The 18,126-nt window shown below is 48.1% G+C and carries 15 protein-coding genes; 3 read left to right on the top strand and 12 right to left on the bottom strand.

From position 1 onward, the window contains the following. Window positions 1-46: 46 nt before the first annotated feature. A complete protein-coding gene (locus ACYUJT_RS22905; RefSeq protein ID WP_460326726.1) occupies window positions 47-544 on the bottom strand; it encodes an ArpU family phage packaging/lysis transcriptional regulator in 498 nt (165 codons plus the stop codon). A 325-nt stretch (window positions 545-869) separates the two neighbouring features. Here ACYUJT_RS22905 and ACYUJT_RS22900 point away from each other — a divergent pair, with 325 nt between their 5' ends. The 3 genes from ACYUJT_RS22900 (at window position 870) to ACYUJT_RS22890 (ending at window position 2,259) form a co-directional block, all read left to right on the top strand. Continuing rightward, window positions 870-1,223, top strand: coding sequence for a helix-turn-helix domain-containing protein (locus ACYUJT_RS22900; RefSeq protein ID WP_460326724.1), 354 nt, complete (start codon window positions 870-872; stop codon window positions 1,221-1,223). Between the two features lie 111 nt (window positions 1,224-1,334). Beyond that, window positions 1,335-1,928, top strand: a complete 594-nt coding sequence (locus tag ACYUJT_RS22895; RefSeq protein ID WP_460326722.1) for an ImmA/IrrE family metallo-endopeptidase — start codon at window positions 1,335-1,337, stop codon at window positions 1,926-1,928. A gap of 4 nt (window positions 1,929-1,932) precedes the next feature. Further along, the gene (locus ACYUJT_RS22890) at window positions 1,933-2,259 is read left to right on the top strand and encodes a hypothetical protein (protein ID WP_460326720.1); all 327 of its coding nucleotides are present in this window, start codon (window positions 1,933-1,935) and stop codon (window positions 2,257-2,259) included. Window positions 2,260-2,367: 108 nt separating this feature from the next. Here the strand turns inward: ACYUJT_RS22890 and ACYUJT_RS22885 are convergent, their stop codons facing one another. The 11 genes from ACYUJT_RS22885 to ACYUJT_RS22835 all read right to left on the bottom strand — a co-directional run bounded on the left by ACYUJT_RS22885 (window position 2,368) and on the right by ACYUJT_RS22835 (window position 18,053). Further along, window positions 2,368-5,055 carry a family 78 glycoside hydrolase catalytic domain gene (locus ACYUJT_RS22885; protein ID WP_460326717.1) on the bottom strand — a complete coding sequence of 896 codons (2,688 nt, stop codon included), beginning with the start codon at window positions 5,053-5,055 and terminating at the stop codon, window positions 2,368-2,370. Window positions 5,056-5,081: 26 nt separating this feature from the next. Next, a complete protein-coding gene (locus ACYUJT_RS22880; RefSeq protein ID WP_460326714.1) occupies window positions 5,082-5,909 on the bottom strand; it encodes a carbohydrate ABC transporter permease in 828 nt (275 codons plus the stop codon). Then, the gene (locus ACYUJT_RS22875) at window positions 5,909-6,772 is read right to left on the bottom strand and encodes a carbohydrate ABC transporter permease (protein ID WP_460326712.1); all 864 of its coding nucleotides are present in this window, start codon (window positions 6,770-6,772) and stop codon (window positions 5,909-5,911) included. The genes ACYUJT_RS22880 and ACYUJT_RS22875 overlap by 1 nt, the downstream gene beginning before the upstream one ends. Before the next feature lie 74 nt (window positions 6,773-6,846). Continuing rightward, window positions 6,847-8,178, bottom strand: coding sequence for an ABC transporter substrate-binding protein (locus tag ACYUJT_RS22870; RefSeq protein WP_460326710.1), 1,332 nt, complete (start codon window positions 8,176-8,178; stop codon window positions 6,847-6,849). 212 nt (window positions 8,179-8,390) lie between these two features. Continuing rightward, a complete protein-coding gene (locus ACYUJT_RS22865; protein WP_460326708.1) occupies window positions 8,391-9,878 on the bottom strand; it encodes a response regulator transcription factor in 1,488 nt (495 codons plus the stop codon). Continuing rightward, a complete protein-coding gene (locus ACYUJT_RS22860; RefSeq protein WP_460326706.1) occupies window positions 9,875-11,701 on the bottom strand; it encodes a sensor histidine kinase in 1,827 nt (608 codons plus the stop codon). The genes ACYUJT_RS22865 and ACYUJT_RS22860 overlap by 4 nt, the downstream gene beginning before the upstream one ends. 160 nt (window positions 11,702-11,861) lie before the next feature. Beyond that, window positions 11,862-12,689: a carbohydrate ABC transporter permease gene (locus tag ACYUJT_RS22855; protein ID WP_460326703.1), complete on the bottom strand. Its 828-nt coding sequence runs from the start codon at window positions 12,687-12,689 to the stop codon at window positions 11,862-11,864. A 26-nt stretch (window positions 12,690-12,715) separates the two neighbouring features. After that, window positions 12,716-13,591: a carbohydrate ABC transporter permease gene (locus ACYUJT_RS22850; protein ID WP_460326700.1), complete on the bottom strand. Its 876-nt coding sequence runs from the start codon at window positions 13,589-13,591 to the stop codon at window positions 12,716-12,718. Between the two features lie 82 nt (window positions 13,592-13,673). Beyond that, complete coding sequence (locus ACYUJT_RS22845) at window positions 13,674-14,945, bottom strand: ABC transporter substrate-binding protein (RefSeq protein ID WP_460326697.1); 1,272 nt, start codon at window positions 14,943-14,945, stop codon at window positions 13,674-13,676. 197 nt (window positions 14,946-15,142) lie between these two features. After that, on the bottom strand, window positions 15,143-16,246 hold the full coding sequence (locus ACYUJT_RS22840) for a response regulator transcription factor (RefSeq protein ID WP_460326695.1): 1,104 nt from the start codon (window positions 16,244-16,246) through the stop codon (window positions 15,143-15,145). Beyond that, a complete protein-coding gene (locus tag ACYUJT_RS22835) occupies window positions 16,239-18,053 on the bottom strand; it encodes a sensor histidine kinase (RefSeq protein WP_460326693.1) in 1,815 nt (604 codons plus the stop codon). The genes ACYUJT_RS22840 and ACYUJT_RS22835 overlap by 8 nt, the downstream gene beginning before the upstream one ends. Between the last annotated feature and the right edge of the window lie 73 nt (window positions 18,054-18,126).

Here is an 18,126-nt window from a genome sequence, read left to right as displayed (position 1 = left end):
CCATATAAAATTCTTGGCCCATCGTTTTCACAAAAAAAAGCCGGCATCAGCCGACTCCATGCACGGATAAGGTTGTTCGCATCTCCTCCGGTTCAACAAAGACTTCAAGCTTCATAGCTATGGCGAGCAGTTTAAGCGCGTTGGCTTTGATGCGCCGGTACGTCCGATCGCTAATGCCCATCTCCCCGCAGCTGATGAAGTCGTATTCACGCTCACCCGCCAAATAGCTGCGTTCAATGACCTCGCGCTGGATACCGGTCAGCCCGCCCATGGCCTGATCCAGCAGCTCCGATTTTCCATGCAGCTCCGCCTCCCGGTCGATATTGCGCAGCGCGACCTGTTCGGTCGGTTTGTGAATCGCATGGGTAGCCCCATGATATCTCTGTGAATAGCTGTGCGTCACGCCCGCCAATTCACGAATGTAGCCAATCTGCCGATACTGCCGCACTTCTTCAAGAAAACGGATGACCGCCGCCCGGGTTGCGGCCTCGTCCACCGGCAAACTATGAAAAATCGTAAATGAATTAATATGTCGTTTGCTCATTGCAAATCCCTCCATGAAAATCATCATTCCGCAATCCCATTGCCAATACGGCAATATGCGTCCATGCACTAACGAGAGAACAGTTCATGTTTTTCTTAAACAAATTACGTCTGAAAGTGTTGATTTCCCTCATGAATCAAGGTAAAATATAAATATATCGTTCTAATCTATTTCAAAGTTACCATTTCGGTAACATTAATTCCATTATATATTACCATTTTGGTAATGTCAACATCTTACATCATCGATTTTTCATTTAAATATTTTCATGCCATTATGGTAATGATATATTGTTTTAAGAGTTCATTTAAAAGAGGGAGTGTCTATGCATACACTGGGCGATCGGATCAAGCATCTTCGAGAACTGAAAAACTTAACGCAAAAAGACCTCGCATCCAGAGCAGGCTTAACGACTGTCCAGTTGTCGAGATATGAGACGAACGACCGGAAGCCGGATCCCGAATCGTTAAGAAGGATTGTTGATGCGCTGGATACCAACGGGGATTATTTGCTGGGCCGTACTTCAGACCCTTCGCCGATGGAGGAAGTGCAGGCGAGCATGTCATTTTACGGCGGTCCGGAAGCTTACACTGCGGATGAGATCGCCATGATGGAAGCTGCTTTGAAGGCTTACCGCGAGCAGAAGAAAAAGCTTCTGGACAACCAATCCAATAAATGACTATAATGAAGGCATTACCCTGCAATCTCATTTATTCTCATTCAGGTCCTTAACCAGGACCTTTATTTACACCCTCATACCGAACATACATTCCCATACGAGGTGATCTCCATGTTATTTTGTTATTATCAAGAGACCCATCTGGAGCAGTGGATTAACTCAAAATATCGAAGCAGCGGCCTGCTTGATGCCGAGCAGCATGATATCGAGCGGATTGCCGAAGCTTTTGACATAGAATTGATATATGCAGCTTGTCCGTCTTTTTCGGATAATGAGGAACGGGTTATTTTCCTGAATAAGCATACTGATGATGTTATGGCCCGAGTCATTTTCTTCCATGAATTATGCCATGTGCTAAGGCATGCAGGTGATCAGCGCGTCATGCCCAGCCTGTTCAAGGATGCCCAGGAAGCGGAGGCGGACCAATTTGTACTGTATGCTGCGGTACCTTTCTACATGTTCGAGAAATTACCTATCCCGGATCAGCGGAGTGAAGCCATACCTTTCATCGCCGATGTATTCCATATTCCGCTTGAGCTGGCTGAGCAGCGCCTGGATCAAATTCAGCGCCGGGTACTGCATGGCAGTCTGATGGCAGCAGCTCAAGAGAGCGAGAGGAAACAGAAGGAGTCCGTGGTCAAATGGTCCGCCGAAACGCAGCGGATTCTTTCCCAGTTGGAGAAGCAGCTTTGGGAGAAGAGGTGAAGTCATGCGAATCAGAGCATTTTGCGATTTCTATAACGAAGCCTATAGGCCATTGCAGCTTGTAATCAAGAGTGAGCCCGGCGAGCTGGACTGGTCGAAGACATTATACATATCCCTGCCGTCCCCCCTTGAGCCGCTGGAGGCCGAGGATTACGGCAATGATCGAGGCGTGTCCGTGTTCATGGAGGATTTGGTGAGTCAGGCTGACGACGGCAACCGTCTTGGTATTTTGCTCCCGCAAATCTACGCCCGCCACGGAGAGACGTTTGAACTGCTCATTGTCCAAATGGACGACGTTGAGGAAATCCTCCAATTGGACAGGTATTACTGAACAGCGTTTTAATTTTCCAATCGATTCCTAAATATTTAAATACTAAGAGCCCCGGTTCCCCGGAGCTCTTCAGTAATACATAGGATAGGGATGAAATCATCGTCCCTCTTATTTCACCTGCTCAAATTCGAATACATACGACCCGGAGCCGATAGTAACCCGAATTCCCTGCTCCACTGCTTCGACCTTCTCGATGCCTTCCGCTTCGCTCAGCGGTTTTCCGTTTTCGGTAATCTGACCTTCGTGAAATGCGTTCGGCAGCAGAACTTCAGCCGTGGCGTTAACCGGCACCGTAACCTCAAGGCGCAGCTTGCCATCATCCAGCTTATGCCATGCGCTGCGGATCATGCCGTACATGCTCTCCAAGCGGCCATCGGCCCAGTCGAGGCCTTCCCCCGGCTGCGGCTTAATCGCAATCCGCTTGTAGGCTGGAACCGTCTCGTCCAGATCGATGCCTGCCACAACCCGGTACAGCCAATCACCGATCGCTCCATAGGCGTAATGATTGAAGGAGTTCATATCATCGCTCCAGAAATTGCCGTCCTCCTTGATGCCGTCCCAGTGCTCCCAGATCGTCGTAGCGCCCTTCGTAATCTGGTACAGCCAGGAAGGATAATCCTGCTGGAACAACAACTTATATGCGATATCATTATGCCCGTTATCGCTCAGCACGAAGTTCAAATACGGCGTGCCGACAAAGCCGGTCGTCAAATGATAATTGCTCTCCTTCAGCAGCTCCATCAGCTTCTGGGTGGCACGTTCCTTCGCCTGGCCCTCTACCAGCCCGAACATTAGAGCCAGTACCTGCGCGGTCTGCGTACCCACGGCTAGTCTTCCCGACGGGGTAATGAATTCATCCTGGAAAGCCTTCCGCACATTGCGGTACAACTCGGCATATTTCACGGCGTCGTCCGCCTTATTCAACACTTCTGCCGCCTTCAACACTAAGGATACCGAGTACGCATAGAATGCCGTGGCGATATATTCGCGGTCGGTCGCGCCAACATAGCTGTCTTCCTTGGCATCCAGCGCCAGCCAGTCCCCGAAATGGAAGCCGGTATTCCATAGAAATTCGTGCTCTCCCTGGCTGCGGATATATTCCACCCAGGCTTTCATGCTGTCATACTGCTCGGCCAAGAGACGCTTGTCGCCGTAAACCAAATAGATCGTCCACGGGTTAATGACCGCCGCATCTCCCCAGGCCGCCGAGCTGTGCTGATCCTTGAACTCCTCGCCGCCTTTCTTGCCAAGCACGTTTGGAATGACGAATGGCACGCCGCCGTTATCGAGCTGATCAGCAGCTAAATCCCGCAGCCATTTCGTAAAAAAGTCGGCAGTACCATGCAAATACGCCGCCGTACGGATGAACATCTGCGCATCCCCCGTCCAGCCGAGCCGTTCATCGCGCTGCGGACAATCGGTGGGGACGTCCAGGAAGTTGCCTTTGAGTCCCCATTCGATATTGTGCTGCAGCTGATTCACGAGCGGGTCCGAACATTCGAAGAAGCCCGTACGCTCCATATCAGAATGCAGCACCATGCCCTTGAATTGCTCCAGGCGTACCTTGCTTTCGTCAAAACCGATCAGCTTCACATAGCGGAAACCCTGGAACGTAAAATGGGGCTCATAGGTTTCAACGCCATTTCCTTTCAATGTATAACGTATCGTTTGCTTCGCTTTACGCAGATTGCCGATGTAGAAATTGCCCTCGCGGTCCAGTACCTCAGCGTGCTGCAGCATGATTTCCTTCCCGGCTTCTCCCTCTACCTCGAAGCGCACCCAGCCGACCATATTTTGCCCCATATCGATGACGAGCTCACCCTTTGGCGTCTTCATGATTTCCACGGGTTCAAGCTCATTGACAATCCGGACAGGGTCGCTCTCCTGAGCGACGAGTACGTCTTTGGAGTGAGGCAGAATCTGTACCGGATGCCAGCCATCCCGATCATTGAAGCCGGCTTCCGACCAGCCCGCCTGCTCCAGCCTGGCGTCATAGGTCTCCCCATGATAAATTTCCGACATCAGGATCGGGCTGCCCGCCGCCTTCCACTCGCCGTTGGACACGATTGTCAGCTGTTCTCCATTTTCCAGCTCAACATGCATTTGCAGCAGCAAAGCCAACTGGTCGCCGTAAATGGAATGCAGTCCTTCCCAGGCGAGATGGCCTTTGTACCACCCTGTGCCGAGAAGGGCTCCGATGACGTTGTCGCCAGATTGCAGCATGCCTGTGACATCATAGGTCTGATACTGCAGCCGCTCATTGTAACTCGTCCAGCCCGGATTAAAGTAGCTGTCGCCCACTTTCTGGCCATTCAGCTTCAATTCGTACAGACCAAGCGCCGTCGCATAAATCCGCGCCGCTTTCACCTTGCCCTCGATCCGGAAGCTTCTGCGCAGCATAGGACACTGCTCGGCGCGATCTGCAACGTGGCTAGCCTGAATCCACTCCCCTTCCCACTCCTGCGGAGTCAACAGACCCATTTCCCAATAAGCTGTGTCCGACCAACCGGTGCACTCCTCCTGCTCGTTCCAGGCGCGGACACGGTAGTAGTAACGCTTGCCGGACTCGCACGCCATGCTGTCCAGCTCGATCTGGATCGAAACATCCGATGTCACTTTGCCAGAATCCCAGAGCATCTCGTTCCCCGGCTCATCCGCCGATACGGCGATTTGATAAGCCAACTGCCTTACTCCCCGCCTATCCGATTCCAGCTTCCAGCTAATCCGTGGATGCGGTACAGCCAGACCAACCGGGTTGACCTTATATTCGCACCTAACGTCAGTGATCTTAAACATAGCCATCCTCCTCATTTAAAGATTGATTATCCTTTAACCGCGCCAGCCGTCATTCCCGCTACGATCCGCTTATTGAAGATGAGGAACAGAATCAACGGCGGAATGGTCAGCAGAACGACATCGGCAAACAGCAGATTGTATGACGTGTTATACAAGCTCATGAAGTTGTACAAAGTCAGCTGCGCCGTTGCGTTCTCTGCACCCGGCAGGAAATACAGCGGGTTGACGAAATCATTGAACACGTTGACCGAGGTCAGCACGATAATCGTGGATGTGACCGGTTTAAGCAGCGGCAAAATCATGCCAAAGAAAAAATTCAGGCTCCCTGCGCCGTCCACGAGTGCTGCTTCATCGATTTCCCGCGGAATCGTAGCGACAAAGCCGGAATACAAAATAATCGCAAACGGGATATTGATCGCAACCTCAATCAGAATGAGCCCGGCCATCGTTTTGAACATGCCGATTCCGTTCAAGACCCAGATGGTCGGCACAACCGCAGGCGGAATCATCAGCCCGGCCAGGAATAGAAAGTGAACGATTGTGAGCGGCTTGCTCTTTCTGCGCTGCATAATAAATCCCGCCATCGCGCAAACGAAAACCAGAATGACGATCGAAGCGACCGTAATAAATGCGCTGTTGCCAAAAGCGCGAATCAGCATGTAATCCTGGGCCTGAATCACTTCGCGGTAATTTTCTAGGATTTGAAATACGTTCGGCCATTGCAGATTCATCTTGGAAGCTTCCTTGCTGTTCTTGAAGGAATTGATCAGGATGAAATAAAACGGAATGACGAACAAAATCACTGTAAGCAAAATAGCGAAAATCTCCGCCATGATTTTTCCAAGTTTGCGCATTACAGATCGACCTCCCTTTTCGTCAGGAACCGGTAGAGCGGGAAGGCCAGCACGGCGACGATCACGAATAAAATGACGTTGCCCGCCGTTGATAATCCGTAAAATCCGCCTTGATATTGCTTGTATATGATCGATGCGATCAGATCAGAACTGAAGCCAGGTCCCCCCTTGGTCATCGTCCAGACCAAATCGAAGGTTCGCAATCCGCCTATAAACGATAAGATAATAACGGAATTCATCGCCGGCCGGATCAGCGGCAGCGTAATATGCCAAAATTTGCGAAAGGCGTTCCCGCCATCGATATCGACCGCCTCGTAATAATCGGCCGGGATCGACATCATCCCTGCAATATAAATAACGGTAGCAAAGCCGACGCCTTTCCAAATATCCACAAGTCCGACCGAATAAATCGCGAGCGCCGGATTCCCGAGCCAATTCGGCCCCTGAATGCCAACCGCCGCCAATACCGTATTAATTAAGCCCCGTGACGGGTGCATCAAGTAACTGAATGTAATCCCGACCGCAATCGTACTGATCAGAGTTGGAAAAAAAACGACCGATCTCAAAAAATCCTTGGATCGAATGCCAGAGGTCAACAGCACCGCCAGCAGCAGGCCAAGTACCACCTTCATCCCGCTGGTCATGACGGCATAAATAAACGTATTGCGAAACCCGATGTTCAGCGAAGACTCCTTAAAGAACATAATGAAGTTGTCAAAGCCGATGAATTCCCAATCGGTGAGCGTCCAGCGCGTCATACTGAAGAAGAAGGACACGATCGTCGGCAGCAAGAAAAAAATAAAGAAGATGATGCCCGCGGGAAGCAAAAATCCATAGCTGTACAAAGACTTCGTTGATTTCATATAGGCTTCACTCCTTCCTCGGAATTGCCGGCCCCGCAGCAACTGCCGCAGGGCCGATTGTTATCAAACAGCCGTTACCAGCCTTCAAGACCGAGTTGGAGCGCTTGCTTCTCAACGTCGCTGTCGTACTTCGCCGCGCCTTCAGCTGCGGTCGAAATTCCGGTAGCTACTTCGACGGTTATCTGCTCCAGAGAAGGTCCCTTGATCGGGGAATAGAACTCCAGCGCGGGAGCCGTATTGCCGGACTCGAAATAAGGCAGCATTTCTTTTACAGCGGCGTAGGTATCGTCGGGCAATTCTACGCCCTTGATCGGCATCGGCCCTTCCGGCTTCATAGCCGTCAAATAGGCCTTAACGCCTTCTGGTGAGACGAAGAACTCCATCCACTTCTTGGCGGCATCTATATTAGAGCCCTCTTTGTTCACATAAATGCCGCCCGGCATCCAAATCGTCAAGCCGTTGACGTCCGCCGAATCGCTCGGCTGGGCGAACACGCCAATATCATCCATAACCTCAGGGTAATTCGCATTAATATTTGTCAGTACAAAAGTTAACATCGGATAATGCGCCGCTTTTCCCTCAGCGATCATACCGAGCGCATCCGCCAGTGTCGTTGCCGTAGCATCATCATTGAAATGCTTCTTATCGCGAAGCGACTGCAGTTTCTCGAAGCTGCGAAGCGCTTCAGGCGTCGTGGCGTATTTGGCTTTGTTATAGGTATAATCATCCGCAAAATTCGGAGCCAGGGAATGCACGTTATAATAATCAGCCAGCACGGCCAACTGGGAGGTCCAGGAATCGCTGAAGGAACCAATGACCGGCGTATATCCGGCTTCTTTGATTTTGTCGTTATTCGCCAGCAGCTCATCCCAGGTCTTCGGCACAGACAGCCCTAGTTCATTGTAGAGTTTCTTGTTGTACAGCCATGCTCCGCCAACTGTTGAGCCGCCTGGAATGCCGTACACCTTACCGTCCACCGAAACCGTGTCCTTAAAGGAATCCAGCACATTGTCCATAAACGGCTCGTTCGTCAGATCTACGAAATACTCCTGCGGATTCAATGCTTTGAACAAGGAGCCGGAATTGTAAAACATCAAGTCGGCCATATCGCTCGTGGCTAGGCGGGTTTTTACAACGTTATCTCCCTCTGTGCCGCCGGGACGCAGCTCGATCTTGGTCTCAATGTTCAATTGCCGCTCGATTTCATCGGCTACCGCCTTAATGCCATCTACGGCAGTCTGGTTGTCGATAAGCAGCGTGAGCGTCGTTTTCACAGGCGTGTTCGAGCTTGACTTCGCCGGATCGCTGCCGGCATTTCCGCTGTTTGCGCCTTTGCCGCAAGCCGAAAGTACAAGCAGCATCAAAACCAGAGTTAGGCTTAACCATGTTGATTTTCTTGTGAACATCTTGTACGAACCCTCCTTTAGGTCATGTTGCCCCCATCTTATTTGCACCCATTTCCCGCCCAAGAGCCCGGGATCTCTTAGGCAAAGCGTCCGTTAAACGCTTACATGTATAGTTTAATTTTAAAATGAACGAAGCACAGCTGTGGATTTTTCGCATTTAGGGGGAGTGATTTTCCTTTAGACAAAAAAGCCAGGCGAACCCCTGCCTGACTTCATTTAACTTGCAGCTGTTTCTGATATTCTGTCGGCGTAACGCCCACAGTCCGCTTGAACAGGTGACTGAAGTATTTAACGTCCTCATAACCGACCATATGGCAGACATCTTGAATACGCTCAATTCCGCCGACCAAGAACTCCTTCGCCTTCTCCATCCGATATGTCGCCAAATAGTCCGAGAAGGACTGCCCTGTCTGAGCCTTGAAGAGACGGGACAAGTATCCGATACTCACATGATGCTCGCTTGCGAACTGCTGTAGATAAATGTTCTGGTGATAATTCTGATGGATCCATTTCAGGAGCACAGGGATCAACTCTTTAGGCAGGGTATCCTGTGAGACTGTCTGGGCACAGAGGCTTAAAGCGAAATGCTCCAGATGCCGGCCGAGCTCTATGAATGTGGATGCCCCCTCGAACACTCCTTGCAGCTCGCTATCCGCCTGCCACCTTTCCACGGATTCCTGCTGCAACTTATATTTTAGTGAATAGGCCATGTCATTCAGGAAAATCATCAGCTGGCGGCGGGGCACTCGCTTCCCGGCAATCTTGGCGACGATTGTGGCGGCGGTTTCTTTGATTTTGGCCATTTGGCCTTTCTTGATAAAGGCTTCCAGCACTCTGATGTCGTCCCATAGGTCGCTAAGATTCGCCTCGCAATCATTTTCATTTGGACTGATCCAGGTCGACAGAGCGAAGCTCCGATTCGCTTCCATACTGCTGTCCAGCAGCCTATACGCAGCATGCAGCAAAGTCTTCGCCTGCTTCAGTCCCCAGCCGACGTGCATCACTCCATCCCGCTTCGCTTCGTGGAACCATTGGTGCAGCCCGGTTTCATACCGCTGCAATACTCCAGGTTCGGTTAACGGATACAGCAATATTTTACGCTGCCCATCCAGCTCCACCATGTAGCCGCCGCCGGCCGCATAATTCATGAATTCACGGAGGCTATCATCTACAGCAGGCGGCATATTGACCATACCTTGCTCTGCCATAACCAGGACCATGAAATAGGGCTGCTCGAATATCTCATCAAAAAGCGGAGAATCGACAGGCTCCGGATGAAGCAGCATTTGCGACAGCAGCCATTTGTCCTTGGCGCTCCTCAGCTTCTCGTCGCTTTGGATGCGCTCGATGGCGTGATCAATCGTTTCGTAGAGCGCTTCTCTTTTGACGGGCTTCAGCAAATAATCGATGACTCCGAGCTTCAAGCCTTGCTGGGCGTAAGAGAACTGATCGTGCACGCTCAGAATGACCGACCTGATCGCCGGATCCAATGCTGAAAGCCTCTCGACTAATTCCAAACCGCTCATACCGGGCATCGTAATATCCGTGACAACCAGCTCTGGCCTGATTCTCTCAGCCGCTTCAAGCGCATCATCCCCGTTGTCATAGCTGTAAACCCGGTGCTGCGGCTCATAAGCCTTGAACAGCTCCGCCAGTTCGGCAAGCGCCCAGCGCTCATCCTCGACTAAAAAAATATTCATTCTTTCGTCACCTCTGCCAGCAATGGTGTAAAAATTTTGTAAGGAAAGGTCAGCGTTACCGTAGTCCCCGCTCCCCAGGAGCTCGCTAACTTTACGCCATACATTTCACCGTACAGCAGTTGGATGCGTTGATGGATATTGCTAAGCCCAATTCCTTCGGTATCTTCCTGCATTAGATGCTTACTGCGCTTATTGTAATCAGCAAGACGCCGCTCCAGCTTCCGGAGCTCCTGCTCCTGGATGCCCAGGCCGTTATCGCTGACCGAGATCAGAAGGAGTTCCCCTTCCGTGTATATCTTGAGATCGATCCGAGCGTCCGATTTCTTTCGGCTAAAGCCATGGATAATCGCGTTCTCCACCAGCGGCTGTACCGTAAGCTTGAGGACGGAGGCGTTCATTAGTTCCTCAGGGACTTCCATTCTAAGCTCGAACCGGTCACCGAAGCGATGCTTCTGAATGTTCATATAATTATCCACGTGCTCCAGCTCCTGCCGCAGCGATACGGGAAGCTGCAAATTCTTCATTGTGTATTTGAATAAATCGGCTAGTGATTCCGACATTTCCGCAACCTCTTCAACACCCTTTAAACGGCTGATGGACTTCATGATATTCAGCGTATTGTAGAGAAAATGCGGATTGATTTGCGCTTGCAGCGCAGACAGCCTGGCATTGTTCTCGGCAAGCTTGGATTCGTATACCTCTGTAATTAGGCGCGATATACTGTTTAGCATATTGTTGTACACGCGGCTGAGCACTCCGAGCTCGCCCCTGTTTTTCATGTCCATCCTTCCGCTTAAGTCACCCCGTTCAACCCGGTTCATCTCGGTAATAAGCTCCCTTAAGGGCTTGGTCACATGGCGGGCAATCATGTATGCGACTATAGATGCAAGTACGGCTGCGATTAATCCGACAATGATAAGGATGATCTGTGCCTCCTGCTGTTTGGCGACCAGGAATTCATTAGACAGCAGGATCAGGATATTCCAATCGGTGTAGCCCGATTTCTCGGAGGTGTACAAATACTTCTTATCTTGCCAAACAATTTCCCCCCTATCGTCTGCATTTAGCGCATGAGCGAAGGCTGCGACGCGCTGGCCCGTATAGGCATCATCATTGTCGTAAATGACAGCGCCTTCATCTGTGACGATGAATACGCGCATCTGCTCGCCGAGCGGGTCGGAGCCGGAGTAGACGAGCAAGCGTCCCATTTCATGGGCATTGATATCTATTTTGAGCGAACCGATTTTATCCCTCTTCGGTATCCGGTAGATATGGCGCACAAGGGAAAGGTTTTTCTCCCTGTAACCTTCTTTGCTTGAGGAGGAAGGCGGGAGCAGCAAATAACCGCTTTTGGATATGGCGTCAAGCCGGGTCTGCCAAGGCTCCTCCAAATATACTTCGGCGTTCAAGGTTGACCCAGAGTCATAATTATAGGAAATATGGTCCGTCGTATAAAGGCGGATTCCCGCAATTTCCGGACGGGGATGGGCATAGTTAAAGAGCAGGGCAAAGAGCTCGTTCCTTATCTTCAAGCCTTCTTCTGGCTTGATAGTCGCATGTTTCGCCAGAATTCCTTGGATCGCTGGATCGCTGAATATGGATAGTGAAATCTTCTCAATGTCATCCATAAAAAAGTCGACCGTTCTGCTATACTGCTTGCTAAGCGTGTTTAGCATCGAATAAGTGTGCGTCTTTGTATCCCTCGTATTTTCGTAATAGAAAATCATGCAGGTCAAGCCGATGACCACGAATAAAACAAAAATGAAGGCGATCAAAATTTTCGTCTGCAGCATGAGATTGCGCCAGGTTCTCAGTGGAATCATCTCTTTTCCTCGATGTCTAGTAGAAAGCGTATCGCTTTGCATCTATTATAACCATGAGTATTTTTATAACAACTAGAATTTTAAGGCCGCGGTCATTAAACAGCAAAGGTCTAAACTCGGTATTCTACCGGGTTCAGACCTTTTAAAATAACCCTGCCTATTATCCTTTTACCGCAGAACCCATAGTCATCGCCCTTTCTACCTGTTCACTGAAGAACAGATAGATGATAACCATCGGAAGGCTGGCAATTGTCATCACAGCCCCCATTCCGCCCCAATCCGTACTATATTGACCCTGAAAGAACAATAGTCCCAAGGGTAGTGTTTTCATCGATTCATCGGAAATAAGAATGTTCGCTAGCATGAACTCATTCCAGTTGTTCAAGAATTGAAATATAACCACCGTCGCGATCGCAGGTACGACTACGGGGACTATAATTTTAGTGAACAGCCGATAAACACTCGCTCCGTCCATACATGCCGCTTCTTCAATTTCAGAAGGGATATCGCGCATAAAGCCATAGAAAATAAGCGATGAAAATGGTAATCCAATGACGATATAAGGAATAATGAGTGCTCCATACGTATTCGCCAAGTGAAAGTCCTTTACGAGAATAGCAAGTGGTATCATGATTACCTGCAACGGCATGAACATGCCAACCAGCATATAGAGCCGGACCGTTTCCCGGAACTTCCAGCGTAACCGGGCGATAGCGAACGAGAACATTAACGCTAAAATGACGATAAATAACGTTGCCACCGTAGAAACGACCACACTGTTCATAAAATACTGCGGGAGATTAAATTGAGTCCAAGCATTAACGTAGTTTTCATAACGGAATTGGGTCGGCAGCCCAAATGGATTGGTAACAAATATTTCATTGTTATCCTTGAGCGAATAGGAAATCATCCAGAACAGCGGATAAACGGAAATGATGAAATACAGCCATAAAGGAACCTGTATGAAGAATGATTTAACTCGTTGCATAACGATCTCTCCTTCTAAGATGCATGTTAATCATCTTTACGATCAAACACCTTGTTGATAATCATCGTCGCTACTAGTGAAATGGCGACCAATAATACAGATATGGCTGAGGCATAACCATACTTATTCTCCAGGAAGGCGTAACGGTAAATCATGAAGGTTAAAGTATAATTGCTAGTGCCCGGTCCGCCATTCGTCATAATGAGCATTTGTACAAAAGCGCCGATTCCTGATGTGATCGCAATGATAAAACAGAACTTAAAAGTTTCTTTCATCAAAGGGAGCGTTACTTTACGATGAGCCATCCATTTGCTGCAGCCGTCGATGGTTGCTGCTTCATAGTATTGCTCGGGGATCGATTTCACTCCTGCGTAGAGGAGGCTGAATTGATAGCCCATGAACTGCCAGGCGTTAACAAAAGCAATGGCAATAATCGATACCGTCGGCGAAGTCAGCCAATTTTGTTGATAAGAGATGCCCATGATCTGAAAAAGCTTATTAATCAAACCGTTCGTCGGATCATACATCGCAATCCAGAGCTGGCATACTACTGTCACAGACAAGATTACAGGTACAAAATAAGCCGTCTTCAGCATTTTTCTAAATTTGACTCGCGGATCGGCACAAGCAAGCGCTAGAATCGTGCCGAGGCCAATTTGAAAAACGACCAGAACAACTGCAAAAATCAAGCCATTGCGCAAGGCTGTCATTAAAAGGGGATCCTGAAACATTTCTTTATAATTATCAAGACCGTTAAATACGGCTGTACCTAATCCATCCCATTCAAAAAAACTGCGATACATCGTTTGCAGCACCGGGGAGATGAGAACGATCGTATAGGCGAGCAATGCCGGCAGCAGAAAAATCAGTATCGCTTTCTTGTTGCTTAAATATCTATCCATGGTGTAACCCCACTCCTTTCCTGGAAGCAATCCCCCCTGATTTAACTAATGCATCAAGGGGGATTGCCTGGGTCTCTTTTTCTCAGTTGTTCTCTTTAGCCAATACCGCATTCAGATTTTTAATGAACTGCTCCACGGAGTAACCGTCAATCAGCATACTTTGTGTGTTGTCATCCAGCACATTTCTGATCGAAACATTGTTCAGAGCGACCGCATAATTCGTAGCATTTGGAAGCACCTCATCGGCGATGCGCTGCATCATCGGCGGAATTTCGGCAGTGATTTCTTTATCCACTTTTACGGATACGATAGGACTGCCAAGCTGGGCGTATTTATACTCGGCTGCCTTTTGGGCAAGAAAGCTGGCTACTTTCACTGTCAGCTCCGGATCTTTCGTCGATTGAGATACGGCGAAGCCGCCGGGGGATGGAGATCCATTGACCGCATATTTTGTTTTTTCATAGGTTTCTTCATCCTTCGCCGGCCAGTACATCCAGTCCACTTTATCGCCGAGCTTCTCTTGAGAGCTATAGATTTCCCATTGTCCGTTTACGAACATAGCAGCCTTACCCGTGTAAAATAAGGATGAAGCTTGGTCATAGTTCGTATTTGTAGCGTTTACATCAAATAAGCCAGCTTCTTGCAATGTTCTCAGTTGATGAGCTGCAGTGATGAAGGACTCGGGCAGTTCGGTGACACCGGCTTCATCCAGCTTTCCGTAGCCCATGGCTTCCTCGCGCGTGACAAGGCCTTGATAAAGCGCTGTGGAGATCCACTTCTCTTTTGCAAAAATGGAAAGCGGAACATATCCAGTTTCCTTCAGTTTTTTGGCAGCCTCCGCTAATTGATCAACAGTCTTAATCGGCACTTCAATACCGGCCTCTTCAAATATTTCTTTGTTGTAATAGAGAATTTGGAATTCGATCCCGGTAAATGGAAATGCGTAAATATGACCGTCTGGTGCAATTAGCCTTCCTTCAACCCCGGGATTCAGTTTATCCTTAAAAGTTGTAGTTTCTTCAAACTCATCTAACAAGAGGACGTTTTTAGATTTAGCGAACGTTTGCAAAGTTACCCAGTCCGTTTCGAATATATCTGGCATATTCCCTGTAGCGGCATAGGTTTTTAGTTTCTGATATCCATCTTGCACCGCAGGATCCAACACAATTTCAACATTCGGCATTTCCTTCTTCAGTTCTTCTACCGCATAGTCAAACGGTTTGGAGGTATCGTCGTCAAAATGCTGGGCATACACCTTCAGTTTAACCTTCTCTTCCCCTGAACTGCCGCTTGAGCTTGTAGAACTCTGACTCGAATTTCCCCCTGAGCAAGCAGCTAGTAACAAAGATAACATGGCGATGGTGACTAGAACTGTTAAAGACTTGAACCTCATTTTTTTCATGCTGTACCCCTCTTTTCTGGATTTAACTTGATGCCCACCTTGTCCTTGGCAGCGTTTTCAAAGTGTATTTTTATTATAAAATTGTTCAGCGTTTTGATTAATGCAATAATCGAGCACGATAAGGAATAAACAGGACAAAAAAGACGAATCTATTCAGGATTCGCCTTATTTGCATGAAGCTGCTCGAATTCGGAAGGGGTTAGACCAAATCTCTTTTTAAAGCATTTACTGAAATAATTCGGGTCATTATATCCTACCTTGTCTGCCACGGCTGACAGCTTCATGGGTCTGGTTAGCAGGATGTCCTTCGCTTCCTTCATGCGAATATAGGTAATATAATCTACGACTGAAATGTTAGCTTCCCTCTTAAACACTTTGCGCAAATAACTGGCATCTATATATAGGGCCTGTGCCACACCTTCGACGGTCAGCTCTGAATCTGAATAGTTTTGTTGAATATATGCTTTGGCAGCCGTAAATAATTGATACGATTTCGAAGGCCTAAATGATTCTCTATAGTTAACCGCTTTGCTGAACAGCTCGGCGATCCATCGCTCGGCCTCTTCCCAGGATCGCAGCGCTTGCAGCTGCTGTTCAAGTGTGCTGTCAGTTCCCCACACTTCTTCCGAGCTCAGTTCGGACTCGATGATATAAGCACGACAAAGGCTGATTAGTGCCTCCAGATAGCTCTGTCCCATAACGCTTGAAATATCCATCTTGTTAATAACCTGCCAGATTCGGCTCAGCTCTTCGTGAACTGCATCCGTCTCTCTCATCCTTAGGGTCAGAATCAGCGTCTCCTGCACATCAAATGGGAGAACTCCGGTGTTTGCCGCTTTCTGAGGAGTAGCTTTCTCCTGAAAAGCTGGCCGTGAGAGTTCATCCAAGGTACGCTTTACCCGCTGAAGCGTCGTCGAAAATTCCACCTTATTGAACGGTTTAAGCAGATAATCCTGTGCCCCGAGCCGGATAGCCTGCCTTGCATAATCAAACTCACTGTGCCCTGTCACAAAAACAACAGATATATCAGGCTGTGTCTGCTTTAATAGTTCCGCCAATTGCAGCCCGTCGATAAACGGCATGGATATATCAATGAATGCGAGATCGGGGCGATTCTCCTTGGCTTCCTCCAACGCTTCTCTTCCATTAGCCGCCTCGCAGCAAATATGGAATCCATGGCTAGCCCAGTCCAGCTTGCTTCGCATGTAGTCTCTGAATAATGGTTCATCGTCAACAATCATAACTTTATACATGATGCTCACCTTTATCATAGTTATTGGGTAGAATGAGTTTAACTGTCGTCCCCTGTCCTTCCCTGCTCTCGATGTGAATTCCATAGATGTCACCGAAATACAGCTTCAATCTCTCATGCACGCTAAATATGCCGATTGATTTTCTTTTATCCGAATCCTCTTTGAAATCAGTAATACGGGATACAAGCTGTGGAGACATTCCTACGCCATTATCCTCCACTTCAATGATCACGCGATCCCTGTCTGCATGCGCAGAAATCCGAATAAAACCGCTGCTGTCTTTCGTCTTCAATCCGTGATATATCGCATTTTCAGCCAGGGGCTGCAGCGACAATTTAGGAATGTTGATCCCCTTGAGCTCGTCAGGAATAGCAATATCGTATTGTAAAATATGAGGATAACGGACCTGCATAATCGTTAAATAATCATTTACGATTTTGACTTCTTCTTCGAGCGTAATAATTTCATAGCCTTTGCTTAGAGCGACACGATAGAAGTCCGCAAGGGCCTTGGTGGTATCCCTGGCCTCCTCCGTTCGTTCCATGTCAGTAAGCACATAAATCGTATCCAAGGTGTTGTATAGGAAATGCGGCTTTATCTGGGCATGCATAAGCGCCAGCTCGTATTCCCGCTTATGCCGCTGCTCATTCTCCACAGTGGCGATAAGCTGCTTGATTTGTTGGATCATGAGGTTAAATACGGAAGCAAGCAGCCCCGTCTCATCCTGTGTACGAATAGCCGCCGTTACGTTCAGATCCCCTTCCTTGACTCTCCGCATCGATTTAGCAAGCTGAAGCAGAGGATTCACTATAATCTTGGATAATAGACCTATCCCTAGTAATGCAAGCAATAAACAAACCATCCCGATCGCGACGGTCATCCAGACATTATGACTGATCATGCTTTTTAGTGCGGTCATCGGGTTCATGTTCACTAAGTTCCAGTTCATTCTGTCGTAGGGATATATACTGATGAATTCCTGCCCTTGGGCACTGTCCATAATCTCTGAATACGGTTCAGTAAGAAACGTCAAGGGTTGCTTAATCTTCAAGTTATCGAACGGCTCTAGAAGATATTTCGGATTGGAGCTGGAAATAATTTTCTGAGCGCTATCCACTAGCAAATAAGATTTGGTAATGTCCTGTTTTTTCTCTGTACCTAGAAATGAAGAGAATGTAGTCTCCTTCACATTGATAAAAAGAGCGCCTAATTTGTTGCCGCTATCTACATCAATTACGACCTTGCCAAGAGTAAGCACGGGAACCGCCGGGTCACTGACCAGAAAATTACGCTGCTCCATCGAAAACCAGCGATTCTTTCCATAGCTTCCCATCCGCGTCATCTGTTCAATCATTCCGCTATCAAATACCTTCTGTTCGTATTCGTTGATGCGAGAGTATGAAGTATGAATATGGTTGTTCCTATCGATAAAAATGGCAGAGTCAACATCGGGAAACAGAATGAGGTCTGTAGATAGTTTGCTCTGGATTTGTCTTCTGAACTTCAGCTCTTGTACCGAATCGCGTTGCTCCGGTGAACTGGAGATAATGCGATTAATGTCAGTAGCAATAAAGTTTGCGCTATTCTCCGCATTGTTAATAATAGAATCGATTTGGGAGACAATTAATTTTGACTCGTCCAGGGCGCCTTGCTCCATATTTTGGATGGTAGATTGACTGAAATTATAGCTAGAGAGATATCCCGATATAAAAAGAGGAATAACAATCAGAGGAAGGAATATAAAAATAATTTTGTGCATGATTTGTAATCGTCCAAACCATTGGAACATGGACTTCCATCTTTTCACTATAATACCTCCCGCGATTTCATAGCTGCTACTAATCATTCTAGAATTCAAATTGTAATTTGTATAGGAGGTC

Source organism: Paenibacillus sp. YSY-4.3 (assembly GCF_054767475.1).
Note: the sequence above shows the minus strand (reverse complement) of the source record. Positions and strands in the feature narration are given on the sequence as shown.